The following is a 15,745-nucleotide window of genomic DNA, read 5'->3' as shown; positions in this document are numbered from 1 at the left end:
GGCGCATAGGAAGCAGTATTAGGAAAGCCATGCAAAATATAACGCTAGAATATGCCAAAACCTTGTATAGTAAGCCATTTAATGCACTTTTGTTTGAAGCTCAAACCGTGCACAGAATGCATTTTAGAGATGAAATGGAATTATGCACATTACTGAGTATTAAAACAGGTAGTTGCCCTGAAGATTGTAGATATTGCCCACAAAGCGCACATTATAACGTTGACATCAAAAAAGAAAAACTTATGGATGTTGAGCTTATTATCCCTCAAGTAGTAAAAGCAAAAGCATTGGGTGCCAAGCGTTTTTGTATGGGAGCAGCATGGCGTAACCCTCCACTAAAAGCGATGCCAAAACTCATAGAAATCATTCAAGCTGTTAAGGAGCAAGGCCTAGAAACCTGTATGACCTTAGGGATGTTGAGTAAAGAACAAGCTCAGATGTTAGCAGAGGCTGGCCTTGATTATTATAACCATAATTTGGATACATCAGAAAACTATTATAAATACATTATCACGACCAGAGATTATCAATCACGCTTGGATACATTGCAAAAGGTTGCAGAGGCAGGTATGAAAGTTTGCTGTGGTGGGATCCTTGGTATGGGTGAAAGCATAGAAGATCGATTGCAAATGTTAGTGACTTTGGCAAATCTTAAAACACCTCCTGCCAGTGTCCCTATTAATCAACTTATTCCTGTGCCTGGTACGCCACTTGGTAATAAACTGAATAAAATACAAGTCAAAACGTTTGACTTTGTACGTACAATTGCAGTGGCGAGAATTTTGCTCCCAACTTCAAAAATTCGTTTATCGGCTGGACGTTCACAGATGAGTGATGAAATGCAATCGTTAGCATTTTTAGCAGGAGCAAATTCGATTTTTTATGGTGATAAGTTATTAACTGCAACTAATCCAAGTGAAGATCATGATCTGGCTTTATTAACAGAGTTGGGCTTTGAAATTGAGCAAACTACTGATAAACATTATGAATATATCAATGAAACAAGAGCAATAAATGAAGCTTGCCATTGATGTTATAGAAGAAATTAAGCTAAATGGGCTTTATCGCCAACGATTATTTTTAGAGCGAAAGGGAAAAGTTATTTTGCTTGAAGATAAAGGCTTAATTGATTTTAGTAGCAATGATTATTTAGGCTTGTCACAGCATCCATTAGTTAAAAAAGCTGCACAAAAAGCAATAGATGATTATGGCGTGGGTAGTACTTCTTCTGCAATTGTCTCAGGAACAACTCAATTAACGAAATCATTAGAAGAGGCTTTTGCTGAGTTTGTTGGTTATCCTTGTGCTTTACTGTTTAACTCAGGATATCATGCAAACCTTGCAGTTATGAATCTACTGGCAAAGCAAAAAAAAAACAATCGTTACCGACAAACTTATTCATGCTTCTATCTTAGATGGTATTTTATTAAGTCAGACTAGATTTAAGCGTTATCCACATCAAGATATCGAAGCGTTACAGAGAATCTTAACTCAAGATAAAAGCATTCAATTTTGTGTAACAGAAGGTGTTTTTAGTATGGATGGTAATATTTCACCTTTATCTGCGATTAGAAAAAAAGCTTTACCAGTTGATAAAACACTTATCGTTGATGATGCGCACGGCTTTGGTGTATTGGGACAAAATGGTAGAGGATCGATTAATCATGCAGGTTTAACACATGAAGATATAGCACTAACAATTTTTCCTTGTGGTAAGTCGATGGGTGCAATGGGAGCAATTGTTTGTGCGGATTTAGATACGATAACGTTATTAATTCAAACAGCACGCAGTTATATCTTTAGTACAGCGTTAGCCGTTCCTATTGTAGGTGCACTCAATGCGGCGTTGTATGTACTTAAAAAAGCAGATGGTTTACGTAATAAATTATTTGAAAATATTGAATATTTTAACCATTATGCACAGTATTTGGATTTGAATGTTTACTCAACCGATGCGACACCTATTCGTAGCATTATTATTGGTGATAATGAACAAACTCAGCAGTTACAAGGGGCACTTAAAGAGCGTGGATTTTTAGTGTCTTGTATTCGTCCACCAACTGTGCCGCAAAAAACGGCAAGGTTACGCATATCATTAACGGCACTACATGATAAAAGCGATATTAAAGGGCTATTAGATGCTTTGCGTTTGTGTAGGAGTAAGTAATTTTGGATAAACAAAAATATATGAACGATAAAAAACACGTTTTCTTACCTGGTTGGGGCTTTAGCGCAAGCATATGGCAATACTTTTATCCAACATTAGTTCAGTCACAGTGTATTAACATGCCTGATTTTGATGTGGGAGATGAAAAAGAGGTGTTAGCAAAATTAGAAGAGAGTTTAGCAGGTGCTCATGTAATACATGCGTGGTCGCATAGTGGTTTGTGGCTATTAAAATTGTTAATGAAGAAAAGAATTCAACCACAAAAAATTTATTTTTATGGCTTACCCTTGGTTTGGCAGTTTCATGAGGATGCAAAAAAAGCAGCGTTTATACGTCAGTATCAGTTAAATCAAACTGCATTAGCAAATAAGTTTAATAAACTTATTTGTTTTCCAAATTTATTACAACAGATCGACTTTCCTTTAGATTTCACTCAGGATAATTATAAAAGTAACCTTAATTATCTAAGATGGATGTTTCGTTTTGATTTCGCTATCGAGCAAATACGGCTGATAGTAGCACAATACCAACACAAGATTTTATTAGCTGAGAAAGACGCTATTATCGACTCTAAAACCTTAGCGATGCAATTAGATGTTGTAATGATTAAAGGTGCAAGTCACCTTGATCTTTTACATTATGTGTGTGGAGATCGTTACATTGTATAAAGAAATAAGTCATTGTTTTAATCTTGCAAAATCAAGCTATCCACAACATGATAACGTGCAAAGACAAGTTACACTTACACTACAGCAACTGATGTACAATTATATGAAATATGCGCATTCTGTGCTTGAGCTTGGTTGTGGTAATGGCATAGATAGTTTTAAGCTTTTCAAAATACTAAATAGTAAACGTTACGATGCTATTGATTGTGCAGTTGAACTAATTACAGAGGCAAAGTGTATCAGTAAGTTGGATGCTCGTAATTTTGATAGATTAAACTTCTATTGCACAAATTTTGATTTAGATGAGATGTGGATGAAACTAGCAGGCAAGAAATATCATTTAATTTATAGTAATATGGCATTGCAATGGTCATGTGCGTTCTCGTTGCTGCTGTATCGCATCCAACAAACGTTGGAAGACAATGGTTATTTTTGCTTTTCTATTCCGTTAAAAGGGACATTTAACGAGCTTGAACAGGTGGTACGCATTAATCATTTTTATAACCATATACAAGTACTTAAAATGTTACAAAAAAATGGTTTGGTTGTAATAACAGCAAAATGTGAAAAATTCGTTGTTGCTTTTGATGATCGTATTTCTCAACTAAGGCATTTGAAGTATACAGGTGTGAATTGTTATTTAGGAGACTCTAAAGTGGAAACACTTAAGTTACGATGTTATTTACAGCAAGATGAATGTGCACAGCTAACTTATCTAACGGGATTATATATATTGAAAAAGAGAACAATATGAGTTTAGAGCTTTTGCTAACCTATAACAAAATTGGTGTTATTGGTACAGATACAGAGGTGGGGAAGACCTATGTTAGTATACATTTAATGACACAAATAAAGCAGATGGGGAAAAATGTTGCTGGATTAAAACCTATCGCATCTGGTGCTTTCTTGCAGGATGGAAAATGGGTTAATGGGGATGCGCTTTTGTTACAACAGACAGCATCCAAATCTTATGACTATGAATTAGTTAATCCAAATTTGTATAAGCCGCCAATTGCTCCACATATTGCAGCCAAGGATGTGAGCGATGAACTTAGTGTTGAGAAATTGATGATGCAGAGTTACGACGCATTTGGACAAATTGATGCTGACCTATTATTGATTGAAGGGGTGGGCGGTTTATTGACACCGTTGAACTTAAATCAAACCTGGGCAGATTATTTAAAAGCTTTAAATATTCCTGTAATACTAGTCGTAGGAATGAAGCTTGGATGTATAAATCATGCTTTATTAACTGACTATTATTTACGCCAAAATGAAATTCATTGCATTGGCTGGGTTGCTAATTGTATTCAAGCGGATATGCCAAGGTTACAAGAGAACATTGCCACTTTAACCTATATGCTAAGTGTGCCCAAAATTCTTACGGTTGATTTTCACATAAAATAAGGAGCTGTCGTAACAGCTTAAAAATTGATCTTTTGATCAAAGCAAATTGATTTCTTTATTAAAGTGCTTCTGTTATAAATAGTTCATCCCAGATGGCGTGTATTTGCTTTGCCTGTATTTGACAAGACTTAATTGTAACAATTGGATCGGTTTTATTGAGATAGCACTTAAATCCTAAATCGCGATAATAACAATAGTGATTAATTAAAGTCTGTGCAGTTGTCCATGAAATCATGTGTGCACTTTCCATAGTTTGAATAATGCGGATGCTATCACTGTAATAACAAATAGGAGGTATTTTGTGACTGTAAGCAAGTGCATAGAATTGTGCAATAAATTCAATATCGATCATACCACCAGTGCTTTGTTTTAAGTCAAATTGATTATCAGAAACTTTCAACAAGTGTTTACGCATTTTATGGCGCATATTGATAATATCTTGTTTGAGTTTTTGAATGTTGCGTTTTTGACAGATAGTTTGTGTGCGTATTATGTCAAATTTTTTTTGGATGACGATGTCACCACAAATAAAACGAGCACGTGTCAAAGCTTGATGCTCCCAAGTCCAGGCAGAGTTTTTGAGATATTGTTCATAACTTTGAATGCTAGTTGCAACAAAGCCATTTTCACCATCAGGACGCAAACGTAGGTCCACTTCATAAAGTGCTCCGTGATAGGTTTTAACTTGCATGAAATGAATAAATTTTTGGATGACGCGAACAAAAATTCGGGATGAGAGACTAGCATCTATTTTGTCATGAATAAATACAAGATCTAGATCAGAAGCAACGCTAAGCTCAAGTCCTCCAAGTTTACCATAGGCGATAATAGCTAATGAATGCTTGTAATGTGGCTGTAGATTAAAGGGTATGTCACTATGCATAAATACTTCGCGCCAAGCGCCATCAAGTGCAGCTTCGATAATAACCGTGGCAAGATAGCTAAATAAATCGCTAGACTCCATCAGTGAGATATGTCCACGTGATTCGCTAACGATAATATTGAAAATCTGTTCTACTTTAAATCGGCGCAAGCATTCTAAAAATGCTTCAATATCTTTTAAATGAATGTTCTGTAATTGGATATTGAGTTTATTGCGTAAGCTTTCTATATCCAAATAAACTTCATCATGGTGCTTGTGTGTTAGTGTGCGCTCTAATAAGAATGGATGTTCAATCAGCATGTCGATAATGCCTTGACCATAGCTTAATAACGCTAAAAAATCGCGGTATTGTTTTTGGCGCTCAGCAAGTAGAAATAAATAAGTTTGGCGTTTTGCTAAGTTACGTAAAAGCAAAAAAAGGTAAGCTAACAGATTTGGATATTCGTTTAGGGTTAATAAAAGTAAGTTTTTTATTGCAGGTTTAACTTTAATATTAAAATCATGCTGATCCAAAAAAACGTTAATTTCTTTGAGTGATTGAGTGTTTCCAGGATTTAACATATCTATAGTGAGGTTTAAGGCAGGAGAATTAAATTCAGAAGATTTAGTAGAATAGGGAGTTTGGGGTTTATTAAAATTGGTTAAGTCGTCAAATAGCTGACTGACTTCTGCACGCACGTGCTCTATTTTGTTAGACAGTGGTTGCCAATCGGTATAACCGCTTAATGAAGCAATAGCTTGCTGAGCTTGAAGTAAAGTTGGCAAGGTATGAACTTGTTGATCGTCGAGCATCTGTAGACCGTTTTCAGTATTGCGTAAGAAAACATAGTGTCGATAGAGCGTATCTTGAACTTGAGGCGTTATAATATTGGCTTTTCCAAGATTTATAAGTGCCTGGTAAAGAGATTTTGTTTGTAAGGTTTTATTTTGACCACCATAAATGAGCTGAAAACATTGACAGATAAATTCAATTTCACGAATTCCTCCTCGACCAAGCTTGATGTTGTTAGAGAGTGTACTTTGTTTCATTTCGGTTAAAATTTTATGTTTCATTTCTCTAATTGAGTCAAGCATCCGATAGTCGTGATAATGGCGATAGACAAATTGAGTAATTTCATAAGTAAGCCTTGATTTAAATGGCTCTTTAGGGTAGATGATATCTGATTTGATATAAGCATAACGCTCCCAATCACGTGCGTGATGAATAAGATATTGCTTGAAACTATCAAAATCAGATGCTAAAGGTGAACCGTCTCCAAATGGACGTAAGCGCATATCTACGCGATAGACAAAACCATCAACACTAACTTCATTAATAAGTGTAATAAGCTTTTGGCTAAGCTCGGTATAAAAGCGCAGGGGGCTATATTCGCTATCAGATTCACGTATCAAACTTATATTATTAGGATAAACAAATACTAAATCGATGTCAGATGAAAAATTCAGCTCATTGCCTCCTAATTTCCCCATAGCAATAATAGCAAGGTCAGGAGGTGTTGTTTTAAGTTTGTGTTTAATCGCTAAGGTTTGTAACAAATATTGCTGTGCATACAACAAAATAACTTTAGCGGTAAAAGAAATGATTTCGGCAATATATTCAAAATGAGCAAGCTTGTGTTGATGTTGAAAAATTATTTTAGCGTATAGCTTCTGTCTAAAAATGCGAAGCGCTTTGCCAAGTTCGTATAAATCACTTTGATAGGTGCTAAATAATACTTTAACTTGTTGATTAATGTCAGTAATCTGTTCTTTAGCATACCAATTGATATTTTTTAAAAGCTCAGGATGTTGGTTCACTATCCGTGCCAAGAAAGTACTCGTTTCAAAGCTCACAAAAAGTTGTTTGATTAAAGTCTTATCAAGTGAGTTTAGGTGAAAAAATTCGCAAAATTCAGTCAGTTGCATTTAGATTTGATTTATATTTTTTATAGTGAAATAGTACCCTTTAGCTATGCTGATAGGCAATATTTTTAGTTGTACATGTATTGGTAAGACCAAGATAGAAAAACACTAAAGCGGATTAATAAACAAATCAGGCGCACAAGGCGCCTGACAAAAAATAAGAAACTAGTATGTAAAAAAATTACATAGGAAGAGTGTACGATAATCCTAGAGAAATAGTGCTGAGACCACCTTTTAATTTTGGTGCGGCGGAATCTTGTTGGTATTTTAGCCAGTTGTATTGGTATTGAGCAAAGATATTAGCTTGACCAATTTTATAACCAACACCAGCAGCAACCACTGGATCAAAACGATTGTCATTTATAGTTGTTTTAACGCCTGCGGCTTCTACTTTTACGCCAAGCTGATTATAAGCATAGCCAGCTTTACCAAATACATTTAGTCCATCTACTCCTGGAATATAGAATTTACCAACTAAGAATAACGGAATACTTAATAAATTAGCTTTTCCGCTTACATTAGCTAGTGAGTATTTAGCAAATTGATTAGCATATTGCACACCAACTTCAGCACCAAGGCTAAACATTGGGCTAATAGCATAATCAAAGCCAGCAAATAAACCACCAGCAATATTACCGTTTTTATTATTAGCGCCAGAGTTTGGACCAAAATAATTTTGATTATTACCTATATTTTTAAAATCACCAGATGGCATTGTGTAACCAAGGTTACCACCCATAACCATACCTGTTTGAGCATTGGCTGCAAATGCAGAACCACTGATAAGTGCCGCAGCTACGATGCTTGTTGCGATTATTTTCTTCATATATACTCTCCTGTTTTTGTTTGAAAAAGCTTCAAAAGTAACTTAAACGCAATTACCAGCCAAAGCCTAATGAAATCGGGGTAGAAAAGCAAGTTTGATCATTGTTTTTTTTTGAAAAAAAACACAAAAAAGTTAATTTTTTGCCTTTTTGTAACTTCTGCGTGCAAATTAGACAGTAATAGTAGTTTTAATTTTTTCTTAAAGATTTTATTGGAAGTAAATCAATAATGTTATGAAACTGATACATAAAAACCACCAAATGAATAATTTTTTTGTTAAAATAACCATGCTTTTAAATAGCTAATTGGAATAAAATTTTTATGTGTGGTGTGGTGGGTATCCTTGGTAAAGAAGCCGTAAACCAAAAAATCTTTGACGCATTAACTATGTTGCAGCATCGTGGCCAAGATGCCGCTGGTATTTTGACATGTGATGGTTATCACATGTCCTTACGTAAGGACAAAGGTTTGGTGGTTGAGGCAATTCGTACAAGACATATGGAGCGCTTACAGGGTAACTTAGGTATTGGGCATGTGCGCTATCCAACAGCAGGCTCAGATAGTGAGTTTGAGGCACAACCTTTTTATGTGAATTCACCTTATGGTATTGCACTTGCGCATAATGGTAATCTAATTAATACGGATGAGATTCGTAAAAACTTATTAGAACATGATTTTCGTCATATTAATACCAGCTCTGATTCAGAACTTTTGTTAAATGTGCTTGCAGCAGAATTACATAAAGCGAAAGTTTCCTTGACTAATTTTTCTACGGAAATTTTCTTTAATGCCATGCGTCGAGTTTATCAGCGCTGTATTGGTGGTTATGCAGTGGTGGGAGTGATCGCTGGAGCTGGTTTATTTGCCTTTCGTGATCCTCATGGTATTCGACCGTTAGTGTTAGGCAAAAAAGAAATCAATGGTGTAATTGAGTATATGGTGGCTTCTGAAACCGTTGCGCTTGACTGTGATGGTTATGAGGTGATGGGCGACTTAAAAGCAGGAGAAGCAATTTTTATCAATCTTGATGGTCAACTTGAGCGTAAAGTGTGTGCTATGAATGCTCGTTTGTCACCTTGTATATTTGAATATGTTTATTTGGCAAGGCCTGATTCAGTCATTGATGGTGCTTCGGTTTATAGTGCACGTTTGGAAATGGGAAGAATTGCTGGAACAAATATTTTAAGGGAGTTATCTAAACATGATATTGACGTGGTAATTCCCGTACCTGATTCAGGACGCCATGCGGCACTGCCATTATCATGTGTATTAGATGTGCCATATCGTGAAGGCTTTGTCAAAAATCGCTATGTAGGACGGACATTTATTATGCCCAATCAAATTGCGCGGCAAAAATCGATTCGCAAAAAACTCAATACGATTGATCATGAATTTAAAGGTAAACATGTGCTTTTGGTCGATGACTCAATTGTGCGTGGTAATACTTCAAAGTTAATTGTAGAAATGGCAAGAAAAGCAGGCGCAAGAAAAGTTTCGATTGTGTCAACGGCTCCTGTTGTGAGATACCCAAACGTGTATGGTATTGACATGCCAACACACGAGGAGCTTGTTGGACATAATCGTAGTATTGATCAAATTGCAAAATGGATTGGTGTTGATCATTTATTTTACTTAAGTATTAATGATTTAATTCAAGCTGTTAATAAAAATGCGCCACAATTAACGCACTTTGATACATCAGTTTTTGATGGCAATTACGTTACAGGAGGTATTAATGAAGCTTATTTTGCTTGCTTATTGAATAAACGAAAAAATCAGGATACAAGTACAGTAAGGCGATTGGGATCTGTTGATATCCATAATCAAGAGTAAGCTATGGGATATTACGATCAAAGTACAATAAATACATTTTTACCGTGTAAAACGCCTCAGACTTGGATTAATAAGGCGCTTGAGCATCAGGATATTATGCTTTTAGATCATGCGCATTGTGAAAAGAAAGCTGCATCGGCTGCGATAAGCTTTATGTATCGAAAATCTACAGAGCATCCTGATTTATTGCTAAGGATGTCAAAGATTGCGCGTGAAGAACTTGTGCATTTTGAGCAAGTACTGAATATTTTGAAAAAACGTAAGATCGAATATAGATTACTAAGTGAATCACGTTATGTCAGAACGCTAAAAACACAAGTACGGACATCCGAAGAAGGACGCTTAGTTGACACACTCATTGTAGGGGCATTTATTGAAGCTAGGTCTTGTGAGCGCTTTGGTGCAATCGCCCCTTTTTTAGATAATGAGTTACAAAAATTCTATCTGGGTTTACTTGCTTCAGAGCAGCGCCACTTTACAATTTATTTGAATTTTGCACATGGTTATGCCAGCGATGATATTAATAAGCACATTAAGCGTTTTGCACAAATAGAAAAAGAGTTGATTGAAGCGCCTGACGATAATTTTCGCTTTCACAGTGGAGCATAATATTGACCATTTTGATTATTGTGTTTTGTGATTTTCCTTTCTATTATTAACTCTACAAAATTGGAGAGGTAGGCAATCATGCAAATAACAGAAAAAACAAAACGATGGTTGTTTAGTATGTATAATAAGCAAAGCATTGCGACGGTTAAATCTCACAATGTCTCTTATGTTGGTGTGCTTAAACATATCTCTTTTGAATACGTGATGCTAGAAATGCCATTTGGCGTGAAAAAAATTAGTTTTGCTGATGTTGATAAAATCATTGAGCATTCACCACAATGAGGTTAGCTGGAATAGGACGTAGGTTGTAATCTATTTTCATTTAAGTTTTTACATTTTTAGTTAAAATGAGTACGCTTTGCACCTGCATAAACTAGTACGCGTGCTATATCCATTGAAAATACAACGCAAACAAAGCTGTAAAATGGTTTGTAATGGGTATAAGTAAAGCAAGGGTTAATTTATTTAATATATAGGAACTGACTATGTCTGAGTTTTTACAGGCGCTTAATAAGCGTCGCACATTTGCGATTATCTCGCATCCAGATGCGGGTAAAACAACTTTAACAGAAAAAATGTTATTATTTGGAAACTTAATTCAGTTAGCAGGAACAGTGAAAGGTAAAAAATCAGGGCGTCATGCAACGTCCGATTGGATGGAGTTAGAAAAGCAACGAGGTATTTCTGTTACCACATCTGTAATGCAGTTTCCTTATAATCATTGTATTGTTAATCTTTTAGATACACCAGGCCATGAAGATTTCTCAGAAGATACTTATCGCACGCTTACTGCAGTTGATTCTGCTTTAATGGTAATTGATGGTGTTAAAGGGGTAGAAGAGCGTACGATTAAACTTATGGAAGTTTGTCGCTTACGCACAACCCCTATTTTAACGTTTATCAATAAGTTTGATCGTGATACGCGTGATCCTATGGAGCTTATGGATGAGGTAGAAGATGTGCTTAAGATCCAATGTGCTCCTATGACTTGGCCTATTGCTTCAGGCAAGGCATTTAAAGGCGTGTATCACCTATATAAAGATGAAGTGATCTTATTTGAGGCAGGGCATGGTCACCATATCTATAACTATAGGATCATAAAAGGGTTAGAAAACCCAGAGTTGGATGAAACAATAGGCTATTTTGCTGAAGAGTTAAGAGAAGAGGTTGCGCTTGTTAAGGGGGCCAGTCACGAATTCGATTTAGAAAAATATCGAAAAGGTGAATTAACCCCAGTTTTTTTTGGGACAGCGTTGGCTAATTTTGGTGTGAAAGAAATGTTAGATATGTTTACTAAGTTCGCGCCTTCGCCGACCCCTCGAATGACGGATATACGTGAAGTTCATGCTAACGAAGAACCTCTAACTGGTTTTGTATTTAAAATTCAAGCCAATATGGATCCACAACACCGTGATCGAATTGCTTTTTTTAGAATTTGCTCAGGAATGTATAAAAAAGGCATGAAGTTACAACATGTGCGTTTAAATAAACAAGTACAAATTTCAAATGCCCTGACTTTTGTTGCAGGAGAGCGTGAGACCTTAGATGAAGCTTATCCTGGCGATATCATTGGTCTACATAATCATGGCACAATTCAAATAGGAGATACCTTCACCCAAGGTGAAATGATGAAATACACAGGTATTCCAAACTTTGCGCCTGAACTTTTTCGCCGAGTACGTTTAAATGACCCACTGAAAATGAAAGCCTTATTAAAAGGATTGATTCAGTTATCAGAAGAGGGAGCCACACAAGTGTTTAGACCACTTAACAATAATGATCTTATTTTGGGTGCAATAGGAGTATTGCAGTTTGATGTAGTTGCACATAGGCTTGAACATGAATATGGTGTGAAGTGTAGTTATGAACAGGTCAATGTTATTGCTTCACGTTGGATTGAATGCAGTGATAAGAAAAAGCTTGAACAGTTTAAAAATAAATATACTGATAATCTAGCACTAGATGGTGGTAATCATTTAACTTATTTGGCTACGACACGTGTTAACTTACAAATGGCACAAGAGCGTAATTCTGATATTCGATTCTTAGCTACGAGAGAGCACTGATTTACCATTCAACAATACCCAGTTGATTGGGAATATTTATAATTCGTTTAGTGATTTCAGCTTTATCAAGCAACCCGGTTTTGGCATCGTGATATTGAATAACAGAAGCGCTGTTGACAAGTCCATAACAGATCGCTGTATGAATGCTTTCTCCAGCATAAATTGCACCACAGAAGCTTGAACCAAAGGCATCTCCAGCACCTAATGTATTGATGATATTGTCTACTTTAAGTGCTGGATGAAAGTACATTTTCTTTTCAGTTGCAACGTAAACACCCTCACAACCATTAGTAACTACTACAATTTTTGGACCAAGGCTTAATGCTTTTTGGAAGAAGCTTTTGAGTGAGAAAAAACTATCTTGGTAAATTGGTTGGGTTTCAAGTAAGTTTTGATGGTGATCAAGGCTTTCTTCAGATTGTGGAGCTTCTTCACAGCTTAAAAGAGAACTCATAAGTTTTTGTGCTTCTTGGTAGTTCATGATGAGGATGTCAATGCCACTTATTGCTTCTAAAATAAAGCTACTACCAACTTCTAGTTGGCTATAGCCTGGGTTAATGGCAACCTTGGTATCATAACGTTGTGCAAGCTTGACGATCTGGGGTAACTGGGATGCTGACGATTTGCTTAAAGAGGTCACATAAACAAAGTCAGCTTGTTTAATAGCATCAACTGGTAAGTCTTCAGTAAGTAAATCGCGATTAGCACCACGATAAGCAAAAATGGTTCTATCTCCCTTTAAAGAGGGAACAACATATGAAGTAGCAGTCCCATAGTGGCTAGAAAAGCGTACTATTGAGATATCTACACCTTGATTTTGTAATTCTTGCAGCAGTGACTGACCAATATTGTCTTTACCTACTTTACCAAAAAAGCGTACATTAAAACCAAGCTTTTGTAAGGAAACTGCTGCATTGGTTGCGCCTCCACCACTAAAACATTTCTGATTAGTGACTTCAATTTTAGCGCCCTCTTCTAAAAGCAAATATGATTGTTTAGTATGTGGTTTTTGAATTTCCATCGTTTCCATTTGTTCATATTCGATAATCGTATCTAGTGTGGCGCCACCTATTGTTAATACCTTCATATCGATAAACCTTTTATTGACACAAGCTTAGCAAAGCATTGTGCACTAATTTCAAGCCAGTGTCATCGTGTAATGTTAAAATGGACTCAGGGTGAAATTGCACAGCAATAGCAGGTTTTTCGTTATGTTCTATGGACATGATATCACCATGTTCATTCGTGGAAGTAACTTTTAAGGTTTTGGGTAAGGAAGTAGGATCAGCGATAATCGAATGATAGGCGGCAACAACACAACCTTGGTCAATGTTATCAAACAGCTTTCCTTTATGCTTAAGCTTCCAAGTTTTGCCGTGCATGGGATTACTCAGCAGCTTAAGTTTGCCACCAAATGCTTCAAACATACCTTGTAAACCTAAGCATACTCCAAATTGTGGAATACTTGCTTTGGTAATTTCTTGAATCATTTGTGGCAAAGCAAAGTCAGAAGGAGTGCCAGGACCTGGGGAGTAAATGATAAGGTCAGGTTTTTTATCGATAATTGCTTGAGTGCTAATTGTGCCTGTACGGAAGGTTTCAAGTTTAACCCCTAATTTTCTAAAATAGCTAGCTAGAGTATGGACGAATGAATCTTCGTGGTCGATCATAATTGCATTAACATGATCAAAGCATTGTGGTATCCAAGCTTTAGCTTTTGTTGTAGGATTAAATTGCCCCAATCCCTTATAAAAAGTAGTGGCTTTGATAATTGTCTCAAGTGCTTCTTCTTGTGGTTTGGAATCCCATACAAGTGTTGCACCTGATTGATAATAGGCGTGGTTATTTTTTAAATGTACCGTTCGGATGGTGATGGTTGAGTTCATATCACCATTAAAGCCTAAGCAACCAATTGCACCACCGTACCAATTTCGTGTTTGGACTTCATTTTTTTCAATCAGTTCAACCGCACGCTTTTTAGGGGAGCCTGTTAAAGTGACTGCCCACATGTGGCTTAAAAAAGCATCTAAACCATTATATCCATCTCTAAGCTTACCTTTTACATGATCAACAGTATGAAAGAGTCCAACATAGCGTTCAATAGTCCGCCTAGAAATAAGCTTGATACTATCAGCTTCACAAATACGCGCTTTGTCATTTCTATCAACATCGGTACACATGGTAAGTTCGACTTCATCTTTGTATGAATTAAGTAGTTCACGAATTTTAAGCTCATCTTCCATAGCATTGTTGCCACGGCGAATGGTGCCTGAAATTGGGCAAGATTCAATTTCTTTGCCTTCACAACGTACAAACATTTCAGGGGAAGTCCCAATAATTTGTTCATCACCTAATTGGCAATAAAATTCATAAGGGCTTGGATTCATCGTTTTTAAAGTCTGATATAAATTCGCTGCAGAACCAGACACTTTAGCACTAAATAATCGGCTATAAACGATTTCAAATATATTTCCTTTTCTCATTTCTTCTTTAGCCAATTTGACAAGGTTGACATATTCATCATCCGTTAAAGAAGTTTCAATGGTAGAAAGGGATTTAAATTTTCCTTTGTCACTTGTCAGTGTATTAAAAGATGTAGTGGATTGACTTTGCGTATTAAGCTCATTATTTGATAATTCAAGCTTAAGCTCAAAACTAAGCTCTTTTTGTTTATCGATAACATAAACATGATCTGCAAAAAACAGGTGATAAAGCTTATTGTTTTGATCACGCATATGGTTAAGTTTGGATGACTCAAATGCGAAAATAAGATCATAAGCAAATGCGCCAAAAAGACCAAGCATATTATCTTTTAACTGTCGAAATTCTTCATTTATAATGCGCAAAGGAGTGGCAACCGAAGGTTGTTGACTTCTTTGCTCTTCACTGAAAATTTTTTTGCTAAAATGAATGTGTAAATGAAATTCAGAATGACTGAGAGTTGTAATAGAGAGTTCTGTATGAGCGTCGAAAATAGGTAAAAGAATTTTAAGAATGATTTCCCCTCGTGGATTAAGTGCCTTAAACTTAACCTCGTCTTGGTAAGCAATAATTTCAACAGGTGGATTGATAAATCCTAGTTCCCAACGATTATAACGCCCTGGATACTCGATACCAGATGACAGCATCATCCCTTTGTGGTTATCAAGTGCAGAGGTGATATGGTCTAAGTTATCGAAATTAAGCATTTTTTTGTTATAGTGAACGCTTATACCATGAATGGTTGTAAAATGTTGATGATTCATTCTTTATTCCTTAGTTGTTTCTATATTCTTGTAGTAGTGCAAGAATACAGCGCTATCTTTATCCTGTCGAGTAAGTTATAGCGTTCTATTTATAAGAAAAGTTTATTAAAAATAAATGAATGATATATTTAAAGTTGTAG

At 36.0% G+C, this 15,745-nt stretch carries 12 protein-coding genes and 1 pseudogene; 9 read left to right on the top strand and 4 right to left on the bottom strand.

The features are described 5' to 3' along the window. Positions 1 to 38: 38 nt before the first annotated feature. From bioB to bioD, 5 genes and pseudogenes are all read left to right on the top strand, one after another. Positions 39 to 1,031 carry a biotin synthase BioB gene (gene bioB, locus M1V25_RS02970; protein WP_498842446.1) on the top strand — a complete coding sequence of 331 codons (993 nt, stop codon included), beginning with the start codon at positions 39 to 41 and terminating at the stop codon, positions 1,029 to 1,031. Further along, positions 1,015 to 2,167: pseudogene (locus M1V25_RS02965) on the top strand (aminotransferase class I/II-fold pyridoxal phosphate-dependent enzyme). Before bioB ends, M1V25_RS02965 begins: the two are co-directional and overlap by 17 nt. 2 nt (positions 2,168 to 2,169) lie before the next feature. Next, positions 2,170 to 2,835 (top strand): hypothetical protein, encoded by a 666-nt coding sequence (locus M1V25_RS02960; protein WP_498842389.1) that lies wholly within the window; start codon positions 2,170 to 2,172, stop codon positions 2,833 to 2,835. Beyond that, positions 2,828 to 3,589: a methyltransferase domain-containing protein gene (locus M1V25_RS02955; protein WP_157966605.1), complete on the top strand. Its 762-nt coding sequence runs from the start codon at positions 2,828 to 2,830 to the stop codon at positions 3,587 to 3,589. Before M1V25_RS02960 ends, M1V25_RS02955 begins: the two co-directional genes overlap by 8 nt. Then, positions 3,586 to 4,242 (top strand): dethiobiotin synthase, encoded by a 657-nt coding sequence (bioD, locus tag M1V25_RS02950; protein WP_157966604.1) that lies wholly within the window; start codon positions 3,586 to 3,588, stop codon positions 4,240 to 4,242. The genes M1V25_RS02955 and bioD overlap by 4 nt, the downstream gene beginning before the upstream one ends. Before the next feature lie 58 nt (positions 4,243 to 4,300). Here the strand turns inward: bioD and glnE are convergent, their stop codons facing one another. Then, complete coding sequence (gene glnE / locus M1V25_RS02945) at positions 4,301 to 7,030, bottom strand: bifunctional [glutamate--ammonia ligase]-adenylyl-L-tyrosine phosphorylase/[glutamate--ammonia-ligase] adenylyltransferase (RefSeq protein ID WP_498842388.1); 2,730 nt, start codon at positions 7,028 to 7,030, stop codon at positions 4,301 to 4,303. 178 nt (positions 7,031 to 7,208) lie between these two features. Further along, positions 7,209 to 7,853 (bottom strand): outer membrane beta-barrel protein, encoded by a 645-nt coding sequence (locus M1V25_RS02940; RefSeq protein ID WP_498842387.1) that lies wholly within the window; start codon positions 7,851 to 7,853, stop codon positions 7,209 to 7,211. A gap of 320 nt (positions 7,854 to 8,173) precedes the next feature. Between M1V25_RS02940 and purF the strand changes: the two genes are divergently transcribed. The 4 genes from purF to prfC all read left to right on the top strand — a co-directional run bounded on the left by purF (position 8,174) and on the right by prfC (position 12,360). Continuing rightward, entirely contained in the window at positions 8,174 to 9,685 is a 1,512-nt protein-coding gene (gene purF / locus M1V25_RS02935) for an amidophosphoribosyltransferase (RefSeq protein WP_498842386.1), read from the top strand. Between the two features lie 3 nt (positions 9,686 to 9,688). Further along, positions 9,689 to 10,294, top strand: a complete 606-nt coding sequence (locus M1V25_RS02930) for a MiaE family protein (RefSeq protein ID WP_116963938.1) — start codon at positions 9,689 to 9,691, stop codon at positions 10,292 to 10,294. A gap of 78 nt (positions 10,295 to 10,372) precedes the next feature. Next, the gene (locus tag M1V25_RS02925; RefSeq protein WP_498842385.1) at positions 10,373 to 10,576 is read left to right on the top strand and encodes a hypothetical protein; all 204 of its coding nucleotides are present in this window, start codon (positions 10,373 to 10,375) and stop codon (positions 10,574 to 10,576) included. 203 nt (positions 10,577 to 10,779) lie between these two features. After that, on the top strand, positions 10,780 to 12,360 hold the full coding sequence (prfC, locus tag M1V25_RS02920) for a peptide chain release factor 3 (RefSeq protein ID WP_116963936.1): 1,581 nt from the start codon (positions 10,780 to 10,782) through the stop codon (positions 12,358 to 12,360). Between the two features lies 1 nt (position 12,361). On the opposite strand, the gene M1V25_RS02915 is transcribed toward prfC, so the two are convergent. Together M1V25_RS02915 and M1V25_RS02910 are read right to left on the bottom strand one after the other, a co-directional pair. Continuing rightward, the gene (locus tag M1V25_RS02915) at positions 12,362 to 13,447 is read right to left on the bottom strand and encodes a carbohydrate kinase family protein (protein WP_498842384.1); all 1,086 of its coding nucleotides are present in this window, start codon (positions 13,445 to 13,447) and stop codon (positions 12,362 to 12,364) included. Between the two features lie 13 nt (positions 13,448 to 13,460). Next, the gene (locus tag M1V25_RS02910; protein WP_498842383.1) at positions 13,461 to 15,605 is read right to left on the bottom strand and encodes an anthranilate synthase component I; all 2,145 of its coding nucleotides are present in this window, start codon (positions 15,603 to 15,605) and stop codon (positions 13,461 to 13,463) included. Positions 15,606 to 15,745 lie beyond the last annotated feature (140 nt).

The sequence above is a fragment of the Candidatus Nebulibacter yamunensis genome (assembly GCF_024208055.1).
In the GTDB taxonomy this organism is placed as follows: Bacteria; Pseudomonadota; Gammaproteobacteria; order Francisellales; family Francisellaceae; genus Caedibacter; species Caedibacter lacustris.
This window is presented reverse-complemented; position numbering and strand designations above follow the sequence as displayed.

What these genes read in the sequence shown, in the direction of transcription:
- bioD (WP_157966604.1), top strand. Translation starts at nt 3,586, where the DNA reads ATGAGTTTAGAGCTTTTGCTAACCTATAACAAAATTGGTGTTATTGGT.
- glnE (WP_498842388.1), bottom strand. Translation starts at nt 7,030, where the DNA reads ATGCAACTGACTGAATTTTGCGAATTTTTTCACCTAAACTCACTTGAT.
- M1V25_RS02940 (WP_498842387.1), bottom strand. Translation starts at nt 7,853, where the DNA reads ATGAAGAAAATAATCGCAACAAGCATCGTAGCTGCGGCACTTATCAGT.
- purF (WP_498842386.1), top strand. Translation starts at nt 8,174, where the DNA reads ATGTGTGGTGTGGTGGGTATCCTTGGTAAAGAAGCCGTAAACCAAAAA.
- M1V25_RS02930 (WP_116963938.1), top strand. Translation starts at nt 9,689, where the DNA reads ATGGGATATTACGATCAAAGTACAATAAATACATTTTTACCGTGTAAA.
- M1V25_RS02925 (WP_498842385.1), top strand. Translation starts at nt 10,373, where the DNA reads ATGCAAATAACAGAAAAAACAAAACGATGGTTGTTTAGTATGTATAAT.
- prfC (WP_116963936.1), top strand. Translation starts at nt 10,780, where the DNA reads ATGTCTGAGTTTTTACAGGCGCTTAATAAGCGTCGCACATTTGCGATT.
- M1V25_RS02915 (WP_498842384.1), bottom strand. Translation starts at nt 13,447, where the DNA reads ATGAAGGTATTAACAATAGGTGGCGCCACACTAGATACGATTATCGAA.
- M1V25_RS02910 (WP_498842383.1), bottom strand. Translation starts at nt 15,605, where the DNA reads ATGAATCATCAACATTTTACAACCATTCATGGTATAAGCGTTCACTAT.